Here is a 23060-nt window from a genome sequence, read left to right as displayed (position 1 = left end):
GTGCCGTGACCGTGTGCCCGGACGAACCCGCGGTCGTGCGCCGGACGAGCCGCGGCCGTGTGCCCGGACGTGCCGTGGCCGTGCGCCCGGACGGGCCGTCCGCTGGTCCGGCCGGAGGACCCGGCGGCCGGAGCGATGAGTTCGGCGGGCGGACGCGGTCGACACTGCTGACGACGTTCCCCCGAGCAGGAGGTGCCCATGGCCACCGACGGATTCACCACATGTCTCTGGTTCGACGGCCGGGCCGAGGAGGCGGCCCGGTTCTACGTCTCCGTCTTCAAGAACGCGAGCATCGGCCGGACCGGCCGCTACACGGACGCGGGACCCGGGCCCGCGGGATCGGTGATGACCGTGGAGTTCACCCTCGACGGACAGCGCTTCCTGGCCCTCAACGGCGGCCCGCAGTTCCACTTCACCGAGGCGGTCTCCTTCCAGATCCCCTGCGCGGACCAGGCCGAGGTCGACCACTACTGGGAGAAGCTCACGGCCGACGGCGGCGAGCCGGGACCCTGCGGCTGGCTCAAGGACCGCTTCGGCCTGTCCTGGCAGGTGGTCCCCGAGCGGCTGATCCCCCTGCTGGCCGACCCCGACCCGGAGAAGGCGGTCCGGGCCACCCGGGCCGTGTACACGATGGGCAAGATCGACATCGCGGAGGTGGAACGCGCGTACGCCGGGGAGTGACCGGTCTCCGTGACGACGGCAACCGGCGGGATCCCGCGAAGGACCCCGCCGGTGCGCCGGTGGATCAGACCCGGTCGGCCACGATCAGCAGGTACTGGAAGCTGCCGTTGCGGTACGCGTCGAGGAACGTTTCCTCGATGCCGGTGACCAGGTGTTCCGCCTCCTGCCGCAGCTCCCAGTACGGGAGGGCCGTGGCGGTCAGGTCCTCCACGTGGACCGGCACCAGACGGTTGCGGGCCATCGCGCGGAAGTACTCCGAGCGCGGGTGGATGTCGCAGATGTAGTGCGCGTTGATCAGCGACACCTCCCGCGAGGCCCGGCCGTAGGTGTCGTTGTAGCAGCCGGTGATCACCACGTACCGGCCGCCGCGGCGCAGCAGCCGCGCGTGCTCCGCGAAGAGCAGGTCCAGCTCGACGTACATCGTCGACTCGTTGTTCCAGGACGCCGCGTACCCGCCGGTGGCGAACCCGGTGTCCAGCATGTTCCGGTGGTGGTAGCGCACCTTGTCGTCCACGCCCCGGGCCCGCGCCTGCTCGTTGGCGAACGCGGCCTGCTTCGCGGAGATCGTCACGCCGTCGGCGTGGCAGCCGTGGCGGAGGTTGGCGACGATGCTCCCGCCACCGCGCCCGCACCCGGCGTCGAAGACGCGGTCGTCCGGGGTGAGCGGCCCCAGCCGGGAGGCGAGCAGCTCGGCCTGCGCGTGCTCCAGGCGGTGCAGCTCCGCCGTGAGGCGTTCCTGCCGCCTGACCGGGTCGGGCTCGTCGAGCACGGACCGGTCGGCGTCACCGATCCCGTAGTGGTGGTGGTAGAGGTCGTCGATCTTCCCCAGTTCGAGATTGACCGGGTTCTCCTCGGCGTTCCAGTAGTCCGCGACACGGTTCTGGTACGTGGACTGGGTCGGCAGGGAGATTCCCTTTGCGCCGGCGGGGGCGATGGTCAACGGTGACTCCTCTTGATCTTCCGGATGGTTCATCTGTGCTGCCGCTACCAGTAGTGGGGCAGGTGGTAGCGGTGGGTGTTGGTCGCGTGCCACTCGTGGTTGCCGGCCACCCAGGCGGCCAGGCCGCGGGCGTACCGCTCCACCAGCGGTGAGGTCGCGGAGAGCGCGGCGGACTCCGCCTCGAACGCCTCCATGACCCGGTTGTGGATCTCGACGCTCTCCAGATAGGCCGTCTTGAGCCCGCAGCGCGCGTTCCTGGCCACGACCTGCGGCAGGTTGAGGTGCTCGGGGTCGCTGGCCAGTTCCTTGGTGAACGAGTACAGGTCGTTGACGATCGTCGTCGCGTTGCAGGCCAGGGCCGTGATCCGCTGGATCTCCGGGCGGGCGTAGAGCTGCTCGGGCAGTTCGTAGCCGTCCACCGCGTCGACGATCGACAGGCAGGGGCGGAAGTTGTTGAACTGCCGCATCACCAGGTACTCCCACACCTTGGGCAGGTGCCGGCTCTCCGCCCAGGCGGCCTCGGCGAGGTAGCCCAGGTGCAGGCGCGCGATGTCGTGCACGAAGCGGTCGGTCTGGCTCGGCGTGGCGAACGCGGCGAAGTCCCGCATGGCCCAGTGGTAGGAGCGCAGCGGGCCGTCGGCCTGCACGCCCGCCCGCCACTCGGCCTCCAGGTCCGGCGGCCCGGCGAACGGGTCGATCGCCGACTGGGCCAGCAGCAGCGGTCCGCCGAGGCCGGACCTGGAGCCGCCCCGCCCCTCGTCCTCCTCGCAGTAGCAGCTGTCGACGAGGTTCTCCGCGAGCAGCAACTGGCCCGCCACGGTGAGCCGTTCGAGGTCGAGCGCGCCGGGGTGCTGGAGCACCACGGCCCGGCCGAACTGGAACCCCGAGAAGTCCCCGCGCCAGGCGGTCGGGAACAGGTCGAGGCCGCGGGCCCAGGCTTCGACCCGCCGGTCGACCTCGGCGGCCTTCGCCGGGTCGGCGGGGACTGCGGGCCGGTACAGCAGCCCGGGGATCGCCCCGCCGCGGCGGGCGGTGAGGGAGCGGGCGAGGTTCGGCGGCCCCGGCAGGGCGCGGGGTGCGGTTCTGGGCGGCGTCCCGGGCTCGGGCGCGGAGCGGGCTTCGATCGGTGCCGGTGCCGGTGCCGGTGCCGGTGCCGGTGCCTCGGCCGACGGGGCCGGTCGTGCCTCGGGTGCCGCGGCGGCCGGGGGCGCGGGCAGTCCGGCCTCGGGGGCAACGGGCGGTACGGCGACCGGTGTCGCGGCTGCCGCGTCCGGTGTCCGGGTCGGTGCGGCGACCGGTGTCCCGGCCGCTGCCGCCTCCGGTGTCCGGGGCGCCGCGACCGCGGGTGCGGCGAAGGGTGTCGTGGGGGGCGTCCCGGGGGACGTCTCGGGGGGCGCGCTCATTCCGTGCTCCACGGTCAGTCGGCCGTCCTGCCGATCTGGACGTTCTCGAGGATTCCGGCCGCGTCGGGCACCAGGATGGCCATCGAGTAGTAGGCGGTGACGAGGTACTTGACGATCGCGGCGGTGTCGATGCCCATGAACCGCACGTTCAGGCCCGGCTGGTACTCCTCCGGGATGCCGGTCTGGTAGAGCCCGATGACGCCCTGGTCGGCCTCGCCGGTGCGCAGCGCGATGATGCTGCTGGTGTGCTGCGGGGTGACCGGGATCTTGTTGCAGGGCAGCAGGGGCACACCGCGCCAGGCCGGTACCTCATGGCCGTCCAGGGTGGCCGTGCCCGGGTACAGGCCGCGCCGGTTGCACTGCCGGAAGAAGGCCGCGATCGCCTTCGGATGGGCGAGGAACACCTTCGTCTTGCGGCGCATGGCGAGTAGTTCGTCCATGTCGTCCGGGGTCGGCGGACCGGTGAAGGTGCTGACCCGCTGGGCGTAGTCGACGTTGTGCAGCAGCCCGAACTCCCGGTTGTTGACCAGCTCCCACTCCTGGCGCTCCCGGATCTCCTCGATGGTCAGCCGGAGTTGCTGCTCGGTCTGGTCCATCGGGTGGTTGTAGAGGTCGGCGACCCTGGTGTGCACCCGCAGCACCGTCTGGGTGAGGGACAGCCCGTACTCGCGCGGCGAGAGGTCGTAGTTGACGAACCCGCCGTCCAGGGTGGGCTCGCCGACATGACCCGCCTGGAGCGGCACGTCGGCCTCGCCCTTGCGGTTCATCGGGCGGCGCTGCCGCTCCGCGTACGCCTCCAGGTGCGCGGCGAGCGACGGCACCCGGTCGGCGAACTCCTCGACGATGTCCCAGGGCAGCACCATCAGCACGCCGGACGTCTCCGCGCGCACCGAGCTGAGCCAGAGCGGGTCGGACTGGCCGATCGCCTCGTCGCCCATCTGGTCGCCGTCGCTGACGACGCCGACGATCTCCTCCTCGCCGTACTTGCCCTCGGTGAAGCGGGTGAGACGGCCGTGCACGACCAGGTACGCCTCGGTGACCGGCTGCCCGGCCTCGAACACCACCTGTCCGGCGCGCACTTCGCGGACCCGGAACCGCGCGGCCAGCTCCTTGAGGACGTCGAGGTCGGGATAGCCGCGCAGGGCCGGGAGTTCGGTCAGCGTCCGCGGGACGACCCGGATGTCGTCGCCGCCGTTCTGCACGAACTGCACCCGGCCGCGCCCGACCCGCAGCTGCAGGCGGCGGTTGACCCGGTAGGTGCCGCCCTTGACGTCCACCCACGGCAGGGACTTGAGCAGCCACCGGGAGCTGATGGCCTGCATCTGCGGTTCGGACTTGGTGGTGGTGGCGAGCTGCCGGGCCGCCTGGGTGCTGAGACTGGTGAGCTGGTCGCCGTCTGGCACGGGTTCGGGTTCGTCGGTGGCGGATCCGAGGGTGCTTTCGGGGACGGACACATTCCCTCCTGGAGGGAGTACGGGAGCGAACGGAGGAGGAAGGAGGACCGGGTGGTGGGGGTGGTACGGGTGAGTGGACAGGACGGCGCCGCATGTCCAAGGCAAACAGCCGGGCGAGGGGGGCCGGTACGGCGCGAAGGGGGCGGTTTCACGTCCCGGAGGTGTACTCGGACCCGTCGGCGCGCACCCGCCGCCGCCGGATGATCGCGCGCCGGTGACCTCGTCCCGCACATTCGGCGCACACGGCGCACCACCGCCCCCCGGCCTCAGATCGCACGCCCCCCACCACGGGTGACACGGCCCGCCGGGGGAGGGGCGCGGGTGTTCGGGCGGGGCGGATGCGGGCCGTGCGCCGCGCCGGACGGGACGGGTGGTGCCGCCGGGGGTCAGGAGGCGTCGTCGACCAGGACCGCCGCGCCGTCGAAGCGTCCCGCCGCGAGGTCCGCGAGCGCCCGGTCCGCCCGCGCCAGCGGATAGGCGTGCGTGGTGGCCCGCACCCCGTGCCCGGCCGCGAGGGCGAGGAACTCCCGTGCGTCCTCACGGGTGTTCGAGGTGACGCTGCGGATCTCCCGCTCGTAGAACAGCTCGCTCTCGTAGCGCAGTGGCGGGACGTCGCTCAGGTGGATCCCGGCGATCGCCAGGACGCCGCCGCGGTCGAGGGCGCGCAGCGCGACCGGCACCAGGTCGCCGACGGGCGCGAAGAGGATCGCGCTGTCGAGCGGCTCGGGCGGCATCGCGTACGCGTCCCGCGCCGAGGCCGCCCCCAGGTCGAGGGCCAGCCGCCGGGCCGCCGCGCCGCGGGTGAGCACGTGCACGGTGGCGCCCCGGGCGAGCGCGACCTGCGCGCACAGGTGGGCGCTGCCGCCGAACCCGTACAGGCCCAGGCGCCCGCCCGGGGGCAGGGCCGCGCGGCACAGGGCGCGGTGGCCGATGATCCCGGCGCAGAGCAGCGGCGCCGCCGCCACGTCGTCGATCCCGGGCGGGAGGCGGTGCGCGAACGCGGCCGGGACGGTCGTGTACTCGGCGTAGCCGCCGTCCGCGTCCCAGCCGGTGTACCGGGAGGCCGGGCAGAGGTTCTCGGCGCCCCGCGCGCAGTACGCGCACGTCCCGTCGGTGGAGCGCAGCCAGGCCACCCCGACCCGGTCGCCGACCGCGAACCCCGCGGCCGACGGTCCGGTCCCGGTGACCTCGCCGACCACCTCGTGCCCCGGTGTCACCCCGGCCCGCCGCACCGGCAGGTCCCCTTCCACGACGTGCAGATCGGTCCGGCACACCCCGCAGGCCCTGACCCGCACCAGCAGCTCGCCAGGGCCCGGCTGCGGCACCGGCTTGCGGCCCCAGCGCAGGGAGCCCGTCCCGACCGGACCCGGGGCGGGCACCGACCACGCGCGCATCGTCCCGGTCGTGTCCACCTCTCCAGTCTGTGCCGGACCGGGGCGTTCGGCGCGCGCGGGGACGAGGGGGTGGCTAGCGTGAGAAGAGGGGCCGTCCACCCGCGCACGATCCCGGAAGGGCCGCGTCATGGCCGTTCGACCTGAAGGAACGCCCTGCTGGGCCGACCCCTGTTCACCGATCTCGAAGGCGCCGAACGCTTCTACGCGGACGTCCTCGGCTGGACCTTCGGCCGGGAGCCGGCGGAGTTCGGCGGCTACACCCAGGCCTATGCGGACGGCCGCGCGGTCGCCGCCGTCGTCCCGCCGATGCCGGGGCAGGAGGCGCCCGCGCGGTGGTGCCTCTATCTCGCGTCGCCGGACGCGGAGGCCACCGCCGCGAGGATCACGGAGCACGGCGGCACGGTCCTGATGGAGCCGATGCGGGTCGGTGACCTCGGCACGATGTGCGTCGCGCGCGAACCGGGCGGCGCCGTCTTCGGCGTCTGGCAGGCGGGCGTCCACGAGGGGTTCGAGGCGACGGCGGTCCCGGGCGCCTACTGCTGGGCCGAACTGCTCACCCGCGACCCCGAGCGCTCCGACGCCTTCCTCAGCGCCGTCTTCCCGTACGGCGCGGGCCGGATCCAGGACGACGCCGTCGACTTCCGCGTCTTCGACCTGGGCCGGGAACCGGTCCTCGGCAGGATGCGGATGACCGGCGACGTCCCGCCCGAGGTCCCGGCGTACATCGACGTCTACTTCGCGGTGGCCGACTGCGACGTCGCCGTGGCGCGGGCCGTCGCGCTGGGCGGCACGGTGCGGTCCGGGCCCGCGGACAGCCCGTTCGGGCGGGTCGCCGCGCTCACCGACCCGCAGGGCGCCCGCTTCTCGGTGATCGACGTCACCAGGACGTCGGGGGAGCGGCCGGGGGTCACGGTCGTGGACTGAGGCCCGGCACCGCCATGGCATGATCGAGCCCATGGGTGAACGTCTGGTGGCCGCGTGCGACGGCGCTTCGAAGGGCAATCCGGGACCCGCCGCATGGGCCTGGGTCATCGCCGACGACTCGGAGGTCCTCCCGGACCGCTGGGAGGCGGGCCCGCTCGGCAGGGCCACCAACAACGTCGCCGAACTCACCGCCCTGGAACGGCTGTTGACGGCCGTCGAGCCGGACGTCCCGCTGGAGGTCCGAATGGACTCCCAATACGCGATGAAGGCCGTCACCACCTGGCTGCCCGGCTGGAAGCGCAACGGCTGGAAGACCTCGGGCGGCAAGCCTGTCGCCAACCAGGAACTGGTCGTGCGCATCGACGAACTGCTCGCCGGACGCTCCGTCGAGTTCCGCTACGTGCCCGCCCACCAGGTCGACGGCGACCCGCTGAACGACTTCGCCGACCGCGCCGCCAGCCAGGCCGCCGTCGTCCAGGAGGCCGCGGGCAGCGCGCTCGGCTCGCCGGTGCCGCCGCCCTCGCCCGACACCCCGAAGCAGGGCGGCGGAGCGCGCCGCCCGTCGTCGGCGGCGAAGGCGCGCGGCGCCGGTTCGCGCGCCGGATCCGGCTCCTCCTCGCGCACCCTCAAGGCGAAGTTCCCCGGCCGCTGCCTCTGCGGACGCTCCTACGCGGCGGGCGAGACCATCGCCAAGAACGGGCAGGGCTGGGGCCACCCGGAGTGCCGCACGGCCGCCGTCTGAGCACCCCTCCCCGGCCCGCGGGCGCCACGCCCCCGCGCGGGTGACCGACCCGCCGACCCCGCCCGGCCGGGCCCAGGGCGGGGTCGATCATGTCCGCGCACTGCTACCCTGCGTTGCCCATTGAACGCTCTGAGTCATCTCTAGGGGTGTGCGTGAAGGTCGCCTGTGTCGGCGGCGGGCCCGCCGGCCTGTATCTCTCGATCCTGTTGAAGCTGCGGGACCCGTCCCACGAGATCACCGTCCACGAACGCGATCCGGAGGGATCGACGTACGGCTGGGGCGTGACCTACTGGCGGGCGCTGCTCGACAAGCTCCACGAGCACGACCCCGAGTCGGCGCGCGCCCTCGACGCCCACTCGGTCCGCTGGAACGAGGGCACCGCCCGGGTCCGCGACCTCGTCACCCGCAAGCCGGGGGACGAGGGCTTCGGCATCGGCCGCCACCGGCTCCTGGAGATCCTCGCCGACCGGGCCCGCGCGCTCGGCGTCCGGCTGGAGTTCGAGGACGAGATCGGCCCGGACGCCCTCCCCGACGCCGACCTCGTGGTGGCCGGCGACGGTGTGCACAGCGCGCTGCGCGGCCGGTGGGCCGAGCACTTCGGCACCGAGGTCACCGCAGGCCGCAACCCCTACGTCTGGCTCGGCACCACCCGGGTCTTCGACGCGTTCACCTTCGCCTTCGTGGAGAGCGACCACGGGTGGATCTGGTGCTACGGCTACCCGTTCGACGCCGGGCGCAGCACCGTCGTCGTCGAGTGTCCGCCCGCGACCAGGGACGGGCTCGGGCTCGACACGATGTCCGAGGCCGACGGCCTGGCCGTCCTGGAGAAACTCTTCGCGGACGTCCTCGACGGGCACCCCCTGATGGGCCGCTCCGACGGCGCGGGCAGCACCTCGTGGCTCACCTTCCGCACGGTCACCAACCGCACCTGGCACCACGGCAACCTCGTCCTGCTCGGCGACGCCGCGCACACCACCCACTACTCGATCGGCGCCGGCACCACCCTCGCCCTGGAGGACGCCATCGCCCTGGCTGACGCCCTCGGCGCCCACGCCTCCCTGCCCGACGCCCTCGACCGGTACGAGCGCGAGCGCAAGGGCGCCCTGCTGACCGCGCAGAGCGCCGCCCGGCACAGCGCCCAGTGGTACGAGAACCTCACCCGGTACATCGACCTGCCCCCGGAGCGGATGTTCGCGCTCCTCGGTCAGCGGCACTCCCCGCTGCTGCCGTACGTCCCGCCGCAGCTCTACTACCGCCTCGACCGGGCGGCGGGACGGCTGGACAGCCTGCGCCGCCTGAAGCGGTGGCTCGGACCGCGCCTCGCGCGCGCCGCGCACGCGCGGGAGCTGTCCACCCGCGACTGAGCGCGGCCCCGCCCTTTCGGCGCGGTTGGGTGAATGGGTATTCACCGGCTAAGGTGAATACCCATTCACCTGTTGTCGAGCGCCGTACACGGAGTGCCGATGGAGCAGCAAGGCCCGATACCCGTCCCGACCGGGAAGCGGGCCCTGCGCGACCGGCTGACCATCCCCGTGCTGGCCTACGGCGGCATCCTCATGGCCGTCATGCAGACGGTCGTCGTGCCGCTGCTGCCCGACCTGCCCCGGCTGACCGGCTCCTCGGCGGCGGCCGTCTCCTGGACCGTCACCGCGACCCTGCTCGCCGGTGCCGTCCTCACCCCCGTCCTCGGCCGCGCGGGAGACATGTACGGCAAGCGGCGGGTGCTCGCCTCGGCGCTGACCCTGATGACGCTCGGCTCGGTGCTGTGCGCGCTCTCCTCCGACATCACCGTCCTGATCACCGCCCGCGCCCTCCAGGGCGCCGCGGCCGCCGTCGTCCCGCTGTCGATCAGCATCCTGCGCGACGAACTCCCGCCCGAGCGGCGCGGCTCCGCGGTCGCCCTGATGAGCTCGACCGTCGGCATCGGCGCCGCCCTCGGCCTGCCGCTGGCCGCGCTGGTCGTGCAGTACGCCGACTGGCACACCATGTTCTGGCTGACCGGCCTGCTGGGCGCGATCGGCGTGGCCGCCGTCTGCTGGGCCGTCAAGGAGTCGCCGGTGCGCACCCCGGGCCGGTTCGACGTCGTCGGCACCCTCGGCCTCGCCGCGGGCCTGGTCTGCCTGCTGCTCGGGGTCTCCCAGGGCGGCCAGTGGGGGTGGACCAGCCCGCCGGTGCTCGCCCTGTTCGCGGCCACCGCCGTGATCTTCACCCTCTGGCGGAGGCAGCAACTGCGCGCCGCGCGACCGCTCGTGGACCTGCGCCTGGTGGCCGAGCCGCGGGTCGGGCTCTCCCATGTGGCGGCCCTGCTCACCGGGTTCGCCTTCTACGCCAACTCCCTGGTCACCGCGCAGCTCGTGCAGGCCCCCGAGGAGACCGGGTACGGCCTCGGCCTGTCGATCGTCGCCACCGGTCTGTGCCTGCTGCCCGGCGGCGTCACCATGCTCCTCTTCTCGCCCCTGTCGGCCCGCATCTCGGCCGCCCGCGGCCCGCGCGTCACCCTCGCCCTCGGCGCCCTGGTCATCGCTTGCGGCTACGCGGTCCGCATCGCCGACAGCCGCGACCTGTGGATGATCATCCTGGGCGCGACGGTCGTGGCGACCGGCACCACCCTCGCCTACTCCGCCCTGCCCACCCTCATCCTGCGGGCCGTCCCGGCCGAGCAGACCGCCTCCGCCAACGGCGTCAACGTCCTGATGCGCACCATCGGGCAGGCCACCTCCAGCGCGGCCGTCGCCGCCGTCCTGGTCCACCACACCAGCCTGATGGGCGGCACTCCCGTGCCCACCCTGCACGGCTACCTGGTCGCCTTCGGCATGGCGGGCGCGGTCGCGCTCGTGGCCTGCGCCGCCGCCCTGACCATCCCGGGCGACCGGCCCGCCGGGTCCGGCGGGAAGCGGACCGAGCCCCGCCGCGAGCGGACCCGGGGCAGCCGGGACGGCGCGCTGGAGGGAGCATGAGCGGTGTGAGCACCTCTCCCCACCCCGCCGCGCAGGCCCCCGCCCGCCGCGACGCCGAAGCCACCAAGAGTGCCATCCTCCGGGCGGCCCGCCACCTCCTGGCCCGGCACGCGCACGCCGACATCACCCTGAAGGCCGTCGCCGAGCGCGCCGGGGTCAGCGCGCCCCTCGTCGTGAAGTACTTCGGCAACAAGGACAGCCTCTTCGCCCGCGTGATGTCCTTCGAGGCCGACGCCGACCTCCTGCTGGACGCGCCCCTGGACGGGCTCGGCCGCCACATGGTCCGGCACGTCCTGGTCAGCCAGGCCGCCGGGAGCGGCGACCCGCTGCTGCGGATCGTGTTCGCGCCGCTGCACCGCGAGGAGGGCGACACCCTGCGCGCCAACTTCCGCACCCAGGTCACCGACCGCCTCACCGCCCGGCTGACCGGCCCGGACGCCGGACTGCGCGCCGAGTTCGCGGTGGGCGCCCTGCTCGGCCTCGGCGTCATGTACGGCATCGCGCGCGGCACCGAGATCCGCGCGGCCGACCTCGACGACCTCGTGGACCGCTACGCGCCCGCCGTGCAGACCCACCTCACCCCCGGCTGACCCGCCGCGCGACGACCCCTCCCGTCCTGCCCCGCGGAGGGCCGCCCGTGCCCGGCGGCGGCCGGTGCCGTGCCGGGTTCCGGCAGGTGACAGACTGGCGCCATGGACGAGCGCACTTTCGGTAGGACGGGCCAGCGGGCATCCGTCGTCGGACTCGGCACGTGGCAGCTTGGCGCCGACTGGGGGGACGTCGACGAGAAGGACGCCCTCGCGGTGCTGGACGCGGCGGCGGAGTCGGGGGTCACCTTCTTCGACACCGCCGACGTCTACGGCGACGGACGCAGCGAGCAGACCGTCGCCGCCTTCCTGCGCGGCCGCCCCGACCTCGACATCATGGTCGCCACCAAGATGGGCCGCCGCGCCGACCAGCTCCCCGAGAACTACGTCCTCGACAACTTCCGCGCCTGGAACGACCGTTCGCGCCGCAACCTCGGCGTCGACCGCATCGACCTGGTCCAGCTCCACTGCCCGCCGACCCCCGTCTACTCCAGCGACGAGGTGTACGACGCCCTCGACACCCTGGTCGCCGAGGAGCGCGTCGCGCGGTACGGCGTCAGCGTGGAGACCTGCGCCGAGGCCCTCACCGCGATCGCCCGCCCGAACGTGGCCAGCGTCCAGATCATCCTCAACCCGTTCCGCATGAAGCCCCTCGCCGAGGTGCTCCCCGCCGCCGCCGAGGCCGGAGTCGCCGTCATCGCCCGGGTGCCCCTCGCCTCCGGCCTGCTCTCCGGGAAGTACACCAAGGAGACCGTCTTCGCCGCCGACGACCACCGCACCTACAACCGCAACGGCGAGGCGTTCGACGTCGGCGAGACCTTCTCCGGCGTCGACTACGCGACGGGCGTCGAGGCCGCCGCCGAGTTCGCCGCCCTCGCCCCCGAGGGGTACACGCCCGCCCAGCTCGCGCTGCGCTGGATCGTCGAGCAGCCCGGGGTCACCACCGTCATCCCCGGCGCCCGCAACCCGGAGCAGGCCCGCGCCAACGCGGCGGCGGCCGCGCTCCCCGCGCTCGACGCCCGCACCCTCACCGCGATCGGCGACCTCTACGAGCGCCGCATCCGGCAGCAGGTCGAGGGCCGCTGGTAGGGACGCGACGGCGGCGGTGGACGGCAACCGCCGTCCACCGCCGCCGTTCTGCGTGCGGCGCGCGGGTCACGCCGTGCGGCGCTCCGCGCCCGCGAGACCCGCCAGCGCCCGGTCGTGGACCCGGCTGAGGAGCAGCACCGACAGGGTCGCGCCGATCAGCGCGCAGAACATGTCCCACTGGGTGTCCCACACGTCGCCCTGGGTGGCGAGGAAGGCGTCCGCGGCCTGCCCGCCGACGACCGCGGCCAGCCACTCCAGCATCTCGAAGACGGCGCTGAAGGCGAGGCACGCGCAGACCGTCAGCGGCGCCAGCCAGCGGCTGCCCCGCAGCGGCGAGGTGCGGCAGAGCAGCTCCCGCACCAGCACCGCCGGTACGAAGCCCTGCATCAGGTGCCCGAACCTGTCGTACGGGTTGCGGTCGAGACCGAACGCGTCCCGCACCCAGTCACCGGCGGGGACCTCCGCGTACGTCCAGTGGCCGCCCACCATCAGCACCAGCGCGTGCGCGGCCAGCAGCCCGCACAGCAGGTTCGTCAGCGGGAAGCGCCGCCAGGTGAACACCACCAGCGGCAGGCCCACCAGCACCCACACCGTCTCCAGGAACCAGGTCGTACGGTCCTTCGGCCCCCACGCCGACACGGCGAGGGCCACCACCACGAGGGCGGCGAACAGGGCGGGCAGCCGCCGGTCCGGGACGGCGGGGTGTGCGAGCGCGGTCATGGGGGCTCCTTCTGGTGAGAGCCCCCATGCTCGTGCGCGGGCCGGACGGCGGCATGAGTACCGCTACTCAGCCCGGCGCGGAGAAGTCGCTCAGTCGCGGGAGCCGCGCAGCGCGTCCAGCGCGGTCCCGATGGCCGCCTGCAGCTCCTCCAGCCGCTCGACGATGCCGTCGTCGCCGTCGTAGAAGTCCTGCGCGTCGTCGAAGGTCAGCTCCTCGAACGCCTTCGTCGCCCGCTGGAGGCTGTTGTGGAACTTCTGCCGCCGCTCCTGGACGCGGAGTTCGGGGTCGGTCTCCACCATCTCGACGACCATCGACTTGACGGTGTCGTACGCCTCGCTGACCCACTCGCCGGTGACGTCCTCGCCGTCGCCCTCCAGCTCGTCCAGCAGCGACAGGTGCCGCTCGGCCTCCTGGCGCAGGTCCACGGGCGCGTCGACGGTCTGCCCGGCCGGGGTCTTCATCTGCCCGGACTCGGCGATCTGCCGGACGTACCCGATCCGGTCGGCGGTGCGGTTCTCGCTCGCCACCGCCTTCTTCAGGTCGTCCGTGCGCACCACGTCCCGCGCCAGCTCGGCCTGGAGCGACGGGTCCTCGCGCACCCGGTCGAGCAGCGCCTGCCGGGCGGCGCGGGCCGTCGAGGGGTCGGCGAGGATCGCGGCGCGGAGCGCGGTCGGGTTCTCCGCCACCTCCAGCGCCTTGGTCGGGCGGATGCCCTCCGCCTCGGCCGCCTCCGCGATCGCGCCGCCCCGCTCGGAGGCCGCGCTGGAGCGGGACACGTAGTAGGCCGACCAGAGGTCCGCGTCCGGGAGTTCGGTCTCCTGGCCGGGCGCCAGCGTCTCGAAGTGCGGGACGACACCGTCGTCGGCGGCCCGGTCCCACGCCTTGTAGAAGCGCATGACGCGCTCCGCGGAGCACTGCGCCAGCTCGGCGAACTCCTTGGCGGAGACCTTGGGCGTCTCGTCCGCGCCCTGGCCGCCCGGCCGCACGCTGCGCGCCACCAGCAGCGCGAAGGCCCACCCCCCGGTCCGCGCGTAGACCCCGAACTCCCGCGCGTCCCGCGCGACGAGGTCGGACAGCGGCGCGGGGGACGCCTCGGACGGAGCGATCGCTAGGGTCACGGATGACTCTCCTGTGCGGGCCGGACGGCTGGACGGGGTACCGACCGGAAGCCTAACGGCAGGTGGCGGCCGGTCCCGGCAGGGTTGGGCCGCGCCACCCCGGTCCGGCAGGATGTTCGTATGAGTGCCCGCCCGCTGCCCGTCGCAGCCCCCGCAGCCCAGGGCGTCGACGCCACCCGCGTCCTCGCCTTCCTCGACGCCGTCGAGGCGGCCCCCGGCCTCGAACCCCACAGCCTGATGATCCTGCGCCACGGGCACCTCGTCGCGTCCGGGTGGTGGGCGCCGTACACCGAGCACCGCCCGCACCTGCTGTACTCGCTCAGCAAGAGCTTCACCGCCACGGCCGCCGGGATCGCCGCCGCTGAGGGCCTGCTCGACCTCGACGACACGGTCCTGTCGTACTTCCCGGAGCTGGACGGCGACATCACCGACCCGCGCAGCCGCGCGATGCGCGTACGGCACGTCGCGGCCATGGCCACCGGCCACGAGGACGAGACCTGGGGACGGGCCCGCGACCACGACCGCGACGACGTGGTGCGCGGGTTCCTGCTGGTGCCGCCGGAGCGCGAACCCGGCACCGTCTTCGCCTACAACCAGCCCGCGACCTACACCCTCGGCGCGATCGTCCAGCGGGTCACCGGGCAGTCCCTCACCGCGTACCTGCGCCCCCGGCTCCTCGATCCGCTCGGCGTCGGCGGGACGGCCTGGCTGCGCGACCGCTCCGGCCGCGAGATCGGCTTCAGCGGCCTGTACGCCGCCACCGACGCCGTCGCCCGGCTCGGCGAGCTGTACCTGCGCGACGGCGTGTGGCAGGGCGAACGGCTGCTGCCCGAGGGCTGGGTGGCCGACGCGACCCGGCCCCACATCACCACCGACGACGCCCCGGCCGCCTGGCTCGCCGGGGACGGCCTGCACGGCTACGGCTACCAGTTCTGGCGCTCCCGCCACGGCTACCGGGGCGACGGCGCCTACGGCCAGTTCTGCCTGGTGCTGCCAGGACAGGACGCCGTGGTCGCCACGACCGCCGCCGCCGAGAACGCCCAACTCCTGCTCGACCTGGCCTGGGAGCACCTCGTCCCCGCCTTCGGACCCGCGCCGCTCACCGGCCGGGACGCCGACGACAGCGCGCTGGCCCGGCGCCTCGCCCGCCTCGAACTGCCCCCGGCCGACGGCAAGCCCGCCCCGCCGGAGCGCGAACAGGACTGGGACGGCGCCGAGTTCACCCCGCGCGACGGCACCTGCCCGGCACAGCCGGGGCTGACGTCCGTCACCGTCACCCGGGACGCGGACGGCTGGACGCTGGTCCTCACCGAGGGCGGGCACCGCACCGAGGCCCCGCTGCCGCGCGCGGGCTGGGGCGTCACGGACGGGCCGCCGCCGATCGCCGTGAGCGGCGGCTGGAGCGACCCCGGCACCCTCACCGCCGACCTGGCGTTCCTGGAGACCCCGCACCGGCTGACGCTCACCTGCTCACTGCCCGAGCGCACCTTCACCGCGCGCTGGATCACCACCCCGCTGGACGGCGCCCCGCTCCGCGCGCTGCGGGCACCCCGGCAGGAACGCTCAGCCTGACGTCACCCGGAACGTCCTGAAGAACGTCTCCAGGGCCCGCCGGTTGGTGGCGTCGTCCCAGTCGGCGGCCGGGGTGCTCCAGCGCAGCGAGAAGCCCCGGCCGCCGCCGAGCAGGAAGCCCCGCCCGAGGGTGCGCACCCGCGCGCCGTCCACCTCGGAGAGCCACTCCATGTCGGCCGCGCTGCGCCCCTGGTACGTCGTCGCCTCGATGTCCCCGAGCCGCCTGAACCCCGCGGACCGCGCCAGATCCGGCTCGACGTCGTCCCGCCAGACGGCGACGGGATCCGCGCCGACCCGCTCGCTGTACGTCACGGCGAGGGTGCGCGGGTCGCCGGGCGCCCCGAACGTCACCCGGGAGGCCAGATCGCCCGACCGCGCGGTCTCCAGCGCCCTCCAGCCCGCGGGCAGCGCGACCGAGAAGCCCTCGGGCGAGGTCAGCACCCGGAACCCGGCCGGGAGCGGGGTACCTGGGGGCGGCCCACTCCGTGAGGCGCCCGGTCTCGTCGCGGAAGGCGCCGGGAGGGACGCCGACGGGGTCGGGGACGGGGACGCGGTGGGCGCGGACGCCGACGTGCCCGCCTCCGGACCCCGGCCACCGGAGCCCTCCGTGCGGGTGCCCGACGCGGAGGGGGCTGCCGAGGGATGGGTCGCGGCGCCCGCGGGCGACTCGTCGGTGCCCGGCAGACCGTGGGTGGCGGCGAGGACGGCCACCGCGACCGTCACCGTGGCCAGCGCCGTGCCGCCGACCAGCGCACGCCTGCCCCGGCCGGGCCCCCGGTACCGGTCGCGGTCCGCGGGGCGTTCGCCCGCCCCGGGGGCCGACCCCGGGTCCTCGGCGGCCGCCTTCAGCAGCGCGTCACGGACCACCGCCCGGGTCAGCCGCTCCCGGCAGTCCTTGCGCAGCAGCCCCTGCACGGTCCGACCCAGCGGACCCGCGCGCACCGGCGCCCGCAACGGCAGCCGGTCCACGCCCCGCAGGGTGGCCTCGGGCCGGTCCCGCTCACGGTAGGGCGCCCGCCCCTCCAGCATCGTGTAGAGGATCGCGCCCAGCGCCCACAGATCGGCGGCCGGGCCGATCCGCTCGTCGCGGGCCTGCTCGGGCGAGGCGTACGAGGGCGCGGTGAGCCGGGGGGCCAGCGTCGCCCCGGCCAGCCCGAAACCGGTCACCACGACCGAGTCGTCCTCGCGCACGTACACCTGACCCGGACTCAGCTCCCCGTGCGTGATGCCCTCCCGGTGCGCCGCCGCGAGCACCGCGAGCAGTTCGAGGCCGATCCGCGCGGCCCGCGGGGGCTCCAACGGGCCGTGACGGGCCAGGAGTTCGGAGAGCACAGCGGCGTCGATCCGGTCGGTGACGGTCCACAGGGAGCCGTCCACGGGCACCGCGTCGACGACCGTCGCCACCCGGCCGGGCGCCACCATGCCCATGGTGTCGGACATCCGCCGGGCGCGGGCGGCCACCCGCGCGCCGTGCCCGCCCTCCGGGTCCTGCGGGAGCGCCACCTCCGTGAGGAGGTAGGGGCGCCGGTCCTCGACGTCGTTGCCGTACCAGCAGACCCGGTTGGTCTCGCGGTGGACCACATCGACGAGCCGGTACCTCCCGGCGACCAACTCCTGTGTGAAGACATGCGCCTTGACCATGGTCATCCCTCGCCGAACCCGTGGGTCTCACCTTTCCCAGAGGTACGCGGGGCGTGACGGGATGTGTTCAAAGGAATCCCGAACGGAGTCGGGAATTCACCTGAGCCCGAAGCGGTCGGCCCACGCCGTGACGTCGTCGACGGTCGTGTTGCCGCCGCACACCAGGAGCCCGAGCCGGGCGTCCGCGCCGACCCGCTCGACGACCAGACGGGCCGCGGCGAGCACGCAGCCGGCCGCCGGTTCGGTCCACACCTTCGCGTGGTGCGCGAGATCGAGGGTGCCGCGGACCGCGTCCCGGTCCGGCACCACCAGCACCTCGTCGACCAGCGCCGCCACGTGCTCGTGGGTGAGCGGCGAGACCGACGGCGCGCTCAGCGTCGTCACCACCGACGACAGCGGCACCCGCACCGGGCCGCCCGCCGTGAGCGCCGCCGACATCGACTCCGCGCCGCCGGTCTCCACGCCCCAGATCCGCGCGCCCGGCCGCAGCTTCCGCAGCGCCGTCGCCACGCCCGAGATCAGCCCGCCGCCGCCGACACTGACCACGAAGTCGGTCACGTCCCCGGCGTCCTCGGCGAACTCCAGGCCGACCGTGCCCTGTCCGGCGATCACCACCGGGTCGTCGAAGGGGTGCACCAGCGTCAGCCCCTCCTCCTGGAGCCGCGCCACCATGCCGAACGCCTCGTCCATGCCGTCGGTCAGCCGCAGCGACGCGCCCGCCGCCTCGACCTGCTCCAGGGCGTACCCGGAGGCCGAACGGGGCATCACCACCGTCGCCTTCACGTCGAGGGCGGCGGCCATCACCGCGACGGCGATGCCGTGGTTGCCGCCGCTGACCGCGAAGACCCCGGCGGCCCGCTCGGCGTCGGTCAGCGACAGCAGCTTCGCCGCCGCGCCGCGCGCCTTGAACGAACCGGTGCGCTGGAGCAGTTCGAGCTTGACGGTGACGGGCACGCCGAGCAGCGCGGACAGACCGGGGCTCGGGACCGTCGGCGTGCGCACCACCTGACCCGCGATCCGTTCCGCGGCGGCTTCGATCTGCGACATGTCGATCACGACGGGCACCTTTCCGGCGCGGGGGGCGAGGATCCGCGCCGCCGATCACCCTGGTCGGGAAGCCGACGCGGGTCAACTCGGCCCAAGGGGGTGGACGGTACGAGAAATACGCAATTGAGGGTATTCCGTCGCCCCGGGGAGCCCTCCCGGGGCGCGGCCCGCGGTGCCGTGCCGCGGGCCGCGCCGCGCCGCTACCTCGATCCGGCGGGCGCCCGCCGCGCCACGTCGGCCTCCGCCGCCGTCAGCCCGAACTCCTCCTGGGCCGCGGACACCATCCGGCGCGCGTGACGCAACCCGATCCGCTCCAACTCATGTGCCAGCGCGTCGAGTTCCGCGGCCGTCTCGGCGCGGTCGCGGCCGAGGCGGGCCAGCGACTTGGTGAGTCCGAGCCGGGCCAGCGCCGTGCCGCGCGCCTCGCCCATCGCCTCGAACTCCGCCAGCGCCTCGCGGTAGCGGTCCCTCGCCTCGGCGTAACGGGCCGCCCGGTACAGGACGTTGGCCCGCATCTTGTGGTTGTACGCCAGCGCGCTCGACAGGCGCATCGCGCGGCACGTCGTCTCCGCCCGGGACAGCAGCGCGAGGGCCCGCCCGGTGTCGCCGTCGCGCGCCGAGACGATGTCGGCCAGACCGCGCAGCGCCCACGCGTGACCGCGCCGGTCGTCGGCCCGCTCGGCTATCTCCGCCGCCTCCTCGAAGAGCGCGAACGCCCGGTCGAACTCACCGGCGTTGCGGTGGATCTGCGCGATCCCCTCCAGCGCCCACACCGTGTGCCGGGCCTCGCCGCGCCGCCTGGCCTCGGCCAGCAGTTGTTCGTGCAGCCTGCGCACCTCCTCGTGGTCGCCCTGGATGCGCCCGGTCTCGGCCAGCCCCGCGAGGGCGTAGTCGCGGACCAGACGATCGCCGCTGCGCTCGCCGAGGTCGGCGGCGAGACCGAGCAGACGCCTGGCCCACGCGAACGCGCCGCGCTGGCGGGCGAGGGTGCCGCCGCTCCACAGCGCCCAGGCCATCGCGCCGCCGTCCCCGGCCGCCCGCCCCGCCCGGTAGCTCGCCTTCCAGGCCCGGTCCGCGTCCTCGACCTGGCCGAGCCTGCGGTGCGCCTCGGCGACCGCGAGCCCCGAGCGGGCCGCCTCCGCGTGCGCGCCGTCGCGCTCGGCCCGCCGAAGCTCCGCGGTGCCGAGGTCGAGCACGTCGGCGAGCGAGGAGTTCACGGAGAGGTCGGTGAGGGCGCCCTGATACTCCGGGGCGACTGCCTTGCCGTACATGGAGTCCTTTCGTCCGGTGGGTGACCGTCCGCGCGTGATCGCTATACGCGCCGTCTATACACGGCGCGTATAGCGCATCGGTGAAACGCCCCGACCCGCGGGCCGGGGCGTGGTCGCGCTGCCCATGAAGACGTCGCGCGTGCGAACGGGGTTGCTCGCGGAGCGCGGATCACTCCACCGGGGACACCGGGATCAGCGCTGCTCCGCCTTGTGCGGCGTCGCCTCGCTCGGCCGCACGACGACGACCCCTTCGCCCTGGAGCATCAGCTGCACCGCCTCGCCCGAACCGCCGCGCAGCATCGAGCCGATGGACTGCGAGCGGTGCAGCGAGGTCTGGAGCCCGGCCGTCCAGCCGACCACCGCGTCGGTGTCCACGTAGACCGGGTACTGCGGCGAGACCGGGATGAGCAGCGGGTTGCCGTCGCAGACCAGGCCGAGTCTGCCCTGCCCGGTGAAGACGCTGTTGAACAGCCCGCCGCCGGTCATGCCCGCGCCCTTCACGGTGCCTATCCGGTAGGACAGCGTGGCGTCGAAGCACAGGACGTTGCGGCCGTTCACGGTGAACTCGTCACCCGGGTCCACCTCGACGATGAAACAGTTCTGCGCCTCGTGCGCGAACCAGGCCTCGCCCTGGCCGCGCACCGCCATCAACGGCAGCCCCTCCCCGGTGACCGCGCGCTTGAGCATGCCGCCCACGCCCTGGCCCTTGCGTTCGAACGAGAGGTTGCCGCGGAACGCGATCATCGCGCCCTGCCGGGCCAGCATCTCGCCGTTCACCGCGTACTTGACGCACTTCGCGTTCTCGATGGTCATGCCCGGCGCGGTGGCAGGCTGGACCATGTGCTCACTGGAAAACAGGTCACCCTTCATGCCGGGCATCCTGTCCCGGAGGAACACCTTCCGCCAACCTCCCGGCCCGGGACGCCGCCCGGCCAACAGGAGCCGACCGGCCGGCGGCCCTCACGCCCCGAACAACTGGGTCCAGTAGGTGCCCGCCGCGCCGCCGCCCTCGAAACCGACGCCGATGTGGGTGAAGTCCGCCGTGAGGATGTTCGCGCGGTGGCCGGGACTGTTCATCCAGCCCTCCACGACCTCGGCGGCGGAGCGCTGACCGCACGCGATGTTCTCGCCGATCGAACGGCGCGCGGCGCCCGCCGCGGCCGCGCGGTCCCAGGGCCGGCCGCCCTCGGGGGACGTGTGCGAGTAGAACGCCCGCGCCACCATGTCCGCGCTGTGCGCCTGGGCGGCGACCCGCAGCAGCGGATCGACGGCGAGCGGACGCAGACCGGCCCGCGCGCGCTCCGCGTTGGTGAGGTCGACGACCTCCGCCGCCGTCCTGGCCAGGCCCTCGGGGGTGAGGGGGCTCGCCCACACCGCGGTCCAGAACGTGTCCCCGGTGCGGCCGTCACGGAGGTGTCCGAACCCCGCGTGCGTGAACGCCCGCTCCAGCAGGGTCCGCCGGGGCCGCTCCTCGCCGAGGCAGTAGGCGACGAAGTCGGCCGGGGTGCGCGGACCGGAGACCAGGTGCTCACCGACGGCCAGGTACGCGTACCCGGCGCCGGTGACGCGCTGGTGCACGGAGACGCCGTCCGGGCTCTGCGTGCCGAGGCTGCCCGCCGCGGCCATCGCGGCGGCGTGGCCGCGGGCGGCCGCCGTCAGCCGGGCGTCGAGCGCGACGGGCGGCGCCCCCGGCGGCGGCGCGGGCGGGGTTCACCAGGGCGAGGAAGCCGTCCGGGTCGGCCGAGGGCGGGGCGGAAGCCGGGAGGGAGACGAGGGTCGGTGTCCGCAGGGAGACCAGGGTCGGCGGATGCGTGTCGTCGGCGGGCTCGGCCCCGGCGGGTTCCTCGGTGACGTCCACGCCGAAGTCCCTGGCTATCCCGGCGAGTCCGTCGGCGTACCCCTGGCCGAGGGCCCGCAGCTTCCAGGCGCCGTCGCGCCGGTATATCTCGGCCAGCAGCAGCACCGTCTCCTGCCGGGGGCGCGGCGGCGCGAACCGGGCCAGCGGACGGCCGCCCGGCGCGTCGACGTGCAGGGTGGGGGAGGGGAGGCCGCCCAGCGGGGTACCGGGATCGGCGGGGCTGACGACGACCGTGATCCTGGTCGCCCCGGGGCGCAGCCGGTGCGGTTCGAGGGTGAGGGTGTCGCCGCCGAGGCGGGCGCCCGGGGCGGTCGGCTGGTTGTAGAAGACGAAGTCGGCGTCGCCGCCCACCTTTCCGCCGTCGTCCGTGATGAGCGCCGACACGTCGAACGGGCCGGGGACCCGGACGGTCACCGCTCCGTCCGGGAGCGGCATGTTGCCCCCGGGTACCAACTCGCTCATACCGCCGCCCGCCGCCCCGCCGTCTCGTCCGTGCCGCGCGCCCCGGTCAGGGCGCGCTCGGACGGACAACGTCCGGCGGGGCGGACGGTGTTCCCGGCCCGCCGGGGCGGCGCGCCGGTACGCCGCAGAACGCCGCGTCCAGGGTGCGGCCCAGGGTGTCGAGGACCGGTCCGTTGTTGGAGGCGTTGGCGAACGCCGTGAGGCTGCGGCGGCCGTCCGCGGTGGCGAACGCGACCGTGTAGTAGCCCTGGACGGCTCCCGTGTGGCCGTACACCGACACCCCGCAGGGCAGATCGCGGCGGCGCAGCCCGAGCCCGTACGCCTGGGTGGCGGTGACCCGGACCGCGCGGCGCATCTCCCGCAGCCGCGCGGGCGAGGTGAGCCGTCCGGAGAGCAGCGCGGTCAGGAACGTGTCCACGTCCCGGGTGCTGGAGATGATCGCGCCCGCGCTCTGCGCCCAGGAGACCGTCTGCTCGGTGGCGTCGACGAGCGGGTCGCCCGCCCGGTCCGGGGTGAGGTAGCCCCGGGCGTGACGGCCGGGGACGGCCGTGCCCGGGTGGACGTAGAAGGTGTCGCGCAGCCGCAGCGGCCTGAAGATCCGGTCGCGGAACTCGGCGGCCACCGGACGCCCGGTCAGCCGCTCGGCGAGCATCCCGGCGATCACGAAGTTGGTGTTCGCGTAGGCGTACGCGGCGCCCGGCCGGTTCAGGCGCGGGTGCCGCAGCGAGAGGTCCACCAGTTCGCGAGGGGCGAAGACCCGGGTGCGGACGGCCTCGAAGCCGGGGACCGACCGGGCGAACAGGTCGTCGGCGTAGTCGTACAGGCCGCTGCGGTGGCCGAGGACCTGACGGACGGTGACGGTGTCGCCGGGGAGCAGGCCGGGGAGGTAGCGGGTCACCGGGGCGTCGAGGTCGAGCCGCCCCTCGTCCGCCAGTTGCAGCAGCACCACCGCCGTGAAGACCTTGGTGACGCTGCCGATCCGGAACCGCTCGCGGCCGTCCATCACCCGCCCGGTGCGGCGGTCGGCGAGCCCCACCGACACCGCGTGGACCGTGCCCCGGTCGTCGATCCGGGCCGCCGCGCCGGGGGCACCCCGGTCGACCGCCGCGCTCAGCGCCGCGCGCAGCCCGACCTGGTCGGGCCGGGGGAGCGGGTCGGCGTTCGTCCGGGGAGCCGCGTGGGCGGGCGGCGCGGCGGCA

At 74.4% G+C, this 23060-nt stretch carries 19 protein-coding genes and 1 pseudogene; 8 read left to right on the top strand and 12 right to left on the bottom strand.

Annotated features, from left to right (window positions below):
- The first annotated feature begins 198 nt into the window (after positions 1-198).
- On the top strand, positions 199-681 hold the full coding sequence (locus GA0115242_RS24275; protein WP_093831909.1) for a VOC family protein: 483 nt from the start codon (positions 199-201) through the stop codon (positions 679-681).
- A 64-nt stretch (positions 682-745) separates the two neighbouring features.
- Here GA0115242_RS24275 and GA0115242_RS24270 read toward each other — a convergent pair whose 3' ends face one another.
- The 4 genes from GA0115242_RS24270 to GA0115242_RS24255 form a co-directional block, all read right to left on the bottom strand.
- On the bottom strand, positions 746-1621 hold the full coding sequence (locus GA0115242_RS24270) for a geranyl diphosphate 2-C-methyltransferase (protein ID WP_237549279.1): 876 nt from the start codon (positions 1619-1621) through the stop codon (positions 746-748).
- A gap of 44 nt (positions 1622-1665) precedes the next feature.
- A complete protein-coding gene (locus tag GA0115242_RS24265) occupies positions 1666-2745 on the bottom strand; it encodes a family 2 encapsulin nanocompartment cargo protein terpene cyclase (protein ID WP_093831973.1) in 1080 nt (359 codons plus the stop codon).
- Between the two features lie 293 nt (positions 2746-3038).
- Positions 3039-4478, bottom strand: coding sequence for a family 2B encapsulin nanocompartment shell protein (locus GA0115242_RS24260; RefSeq protein WP_093831905.1), 1440 nt, complete (start codon positions 4476-4478; stop codon positions 3039-3041).
- A gap of 386 nt (positions 4479-4864) precedes the next feature.
- On the bottom strand, positions 4865-5872 hold the full coding sequence (locus GA0115242_RS24255; RefSeq protein WP_093831971.1) for a zinc-binding alcohol dehydrogenase family protein: 1008 nt from the start codon (positions 5870-5872) through the stop codon (positions 4865-4867).
- Positions 5873-6025: 153 nt separating this feature from the next.
- On the opposite strand from GA0115242_RS24255, the gene GA0115242_RS24250 reads away from it, so the two are divergent.
- From GA0115242_RS24250 to GA0115242_RS24225, 6 genes are all read left to right on the top strand, one after another.
- A complete protein-coding gene (locus tag GA0115242_RS24250; RefSeq protein WP_311638862.1) occupies positions 6026-6796 on the top strand; it encodes a VOC family protein in 771 nt (256 codons plus the stop codon).
- Between the two features lie 19 nt (positions 6797-6815).
- Complete coding sequence (locus tag GA0115242_RS24245) at positions 6816-7538, top strand: ribonuclease H family protein (RefSeq protein WP_093831903.1); 723 nt, start codon at positions 6816-6818, stop codon at positions 7536-7538.
- Between the two features lie 152 nt (positions 7539-7690).
- On the top strand, positions 7691-8902 hold the full coding sequence (locus GA0115242_RS24240; RefSeq protein WP_176729902.1) for an FAD-dependent monooxygenase: 1212 nt from the start codon (positions 7691-7693) through the stop codon (positions 8900-8902).
- Positions 8903-9001: 99 nt separating this feature from the next.
- Positions 9002-10495, top strand: a complete 1494-nt coding sequence (locus tag GA0115242_RS24235; protein WP_093831899.1) for an MFS transporter — start codon at positions 9002-9004, stop codon at positions 10493-10495.
- Entirely contained in the window at positions 10492-11085 is a 594-nt protein-coding gene (locus GA0115242_RS24230; protein ID WP_093831897.1) for a TetR/AcrR family transcriptional regulator, read from the top strand. Before GA0115242_RS24235 ends, GA0115242_RS24230 begins: the two co-directional genes overlap by 4 nt.
- A 102-nt stretch (positions 11086-11187) precedes the next feature.
- A complete protein-coding gene (locus tag GA0115242_RS24225; RefSeq protein ID WP_093831895.1) occupies positions 11188-12171 on the top strand; it encodes an aldo/keto reductase in 984 nt (327 codons plus the stop codon).
- Positions 12172-12237: 66 nt separating this feature from the next.
- Here GA0115242_RS24225 and GA0115242_RS24220 read toward each other — a convergent pair whose 3' ends face one another.
- Positions 12238-12891: a DUF2238 domain-containing protein gene (locus tag GA0115242_RS24220; RefSeq protein ID WP_093831893.1), complete on the bottom strand. Its 654-nt coding sequence runs from the start codon at positions 12889-12891 to the stop codon at positions 12238-12240.
- Between the two features lie 90 nt (positions 12892-12981).
- Entirely contained in the window at positions 12982-14010 is a 1029-nt protein-coding gene (locus GA0115242_RS24215; protein ID WP_176729901.1) for a hypothetical protein, read from the bottom strand.
- A gap of 120 nt (positions 14011-14130) precedes the next feature.
- On the opposite strand from GA0115242_RS24215, the gene GA0115242_RS24210 reads away from it, so the two are divergent.
- Positions 14131-15582, top strand: a complete 1452-nt coding sequence (locus GA0115242_RS24210; protein WP_093831891.1) for a serine hydrolase domain-containing protein — start codon at positions 14131-14133, stop codon at positions 15580-15582.
- Here the strand turns inward: GA0115242_RS24210 and GA0115242_RS24205 are convergent.
- The 6 genes and pseudogenes from GA0115242_RS24205 to GA0115242_RS24180 form a co-directional block, all read right to left on the bottom strand.
- Positions 15574-17229 carry a serine/threonine protein kinase gene (locus GA0115242_RS24205; RefSeq protein ID WP_093831889.1) on the bottom strand — a complete coding sequence of 552 codons (1656 nt, stop codon included), beginning with the start codon at positions 17227-17229 and terminating at the stop codon, positions 15574-15576. The two genes, GA0115242_RS24210 and GA0115242_RS24205, sit on opposite strands and share 9 nt — an antisense overlap.
- A gap of 90 nt (positions 17230-17319) precedes the next feature.
- The gene (locus GA0115242_RS24200) at positions 17320-18270 is read right to left on the bottom strand and encodes a threonine/serine dehydratase (RefSeq protein ID WP_202555705.1); all 951 of its coding nucleotides are present in this window, start codon (positions 18268-18270) and stop codon (positions 17320-17322) included.
- Positions 18271-18470: 200 nt separating this feature from the next.
- Positions 18471-19541 (bottom strand): tetratricopeptide repeat protein, encoded by a 1071-nt coding sequence (locus tag GA0115242_RS24195; RefSeq protein WP_093831885.1) that lies wholly within the window; start codon positions 19539-19541, stop codon positions 18471-18473.
- A 192-nt stretch (positions 19542-19733) separates the two neighbouring features.
- On the bottom strand, positions 19734-20411 hold the full coding sequence (locus tag GA0115242_RS24190; protein ID WP_093831882.1) for an AIM24 family protein: 678 nt from the start codon (positions 20409-20411) through the stop codon (positions 19734-19736).
- 90 nt (positions 20412-20501) lie between these two features.
- Positions 20502-21861 (bottom strand): annotated as a pseudogene (locus tag GA0115242_RS24185) (CAP domain-containing protein).
- Between the two features lie 46 nt (positions 21862-21907).
- A partial coding sequence (locus tag GA0115242_RS24180; RefSeq protein ID WP_107461471.1) for a serine hydrolase domain-containing protein occupies positions 21908-23060 on the bottom strand: 1153 nt, incomplete at its 5' end.

Origin of the sequence: Streptomyces sp. SolWspMP-5a-2 (assembly GCF_900091845.1) — a bacterium.
Classification (GTDB): Bacteria; Actinomycetota; Actinomycetes; order Streptomycetales; family Streptomycetaceae; genus Streptomyces; species Streptomyces doudnae.
This window is presented reverse-complemented; position numbering and strand designations above follow the sequence as displayed.

Excerpts from the sequence above, each read along its gene's own strand:
- GA0115242_RS24275 (WP_093831909.1), top strand. The coding sequence starts at position 199 with ATGGCCACCGACGGATTCACCACATGTCTCTGGTTCGACGGCCGGGCC.
- GA0115242_RS24255 (WP_093831971.1), bottom strand. The coding sequence starts at position 5,872 with ATGCGCGCGTGGTCGGTGCCCGCCCCGGGTCCGGTCGGGACGGGCTCC.
- GA0115242_RS24245 (WP_093831903.1), top strand. The coding sequence starts at position 6,816 with ATGATCGAGCCCATGGGTGAACGTCTGGTGGCCGCGTGCGACGGCGCT.
- GA0115242_RS24235 (WP_093831899.1), top strand. The coding sequence starts at position 9,002 with ATGGAGCAGCAAGGCCCGATACCCGTCCCGACCGGGAAGCGGGCCCTG.
- GA0115242_RS24230 (WP_093831897.1), top strand. The coding sequence starts at position 10,492 with ATGAGCGGTGTGAGCACCTCTCCCCACCCCGCCGCGCAGGCCCCCGCC.
- GA0115242_RS24225 (WP_093831895.1), top strand. The coding sequence starts at position 11,188 with ATGGACGAGCGCACTTTCGGTAGGACGGGCCAGCGGGCATCCGTCGTC.
- GA0115242_RS24220 (WP_093831893.1), bottom strand. The coding sequence starts at position 12,891 with ATGACCGCGCTCGCACACCCCGCCGTCCCGGACCGGCGGCTGCCCGCC.
- GA0115242_RS24210 (WP_093831891.1), top strand. The coding sequence starts at position 14,131 with ATGAGTGCCCGCCCGCTGCCCGTCGCAGCCCCCGCAGCCCAGGGCGTC.
- GA0115242_RS24205 (WP_093831889.1), bottom strand. The coding sequence starts at position 17,229 with ATGACCATGGTCAAGGCGCATGTCTTCACACAGGAGTTGGTCGCCGGG.
- GA0115242_RS24200 (WP_202555705.1), bottom strand. The coding sequence starts at position 18,270 with ATGTCGCAGATCGAAGCCGCCGCGGAACGGATCGCGGGTCAGGTGGTG.
- GA0115242_RS24195 (WP_093831885.1), bottom strand. The coding sequence starts at position 19,541 with ATGTACGGCAAGGCAGTCGCCCCGGAGTATCAGGGCGCCCTCACCGAC.
- GA0115242_RS24190 (WP_093831882.1), bottom strand. The coding sequence starts at position 20,411 with ATGAAGGGTGACCTGTTTTCCAGTGAGCACATGGTCCAGCCTGCCACC.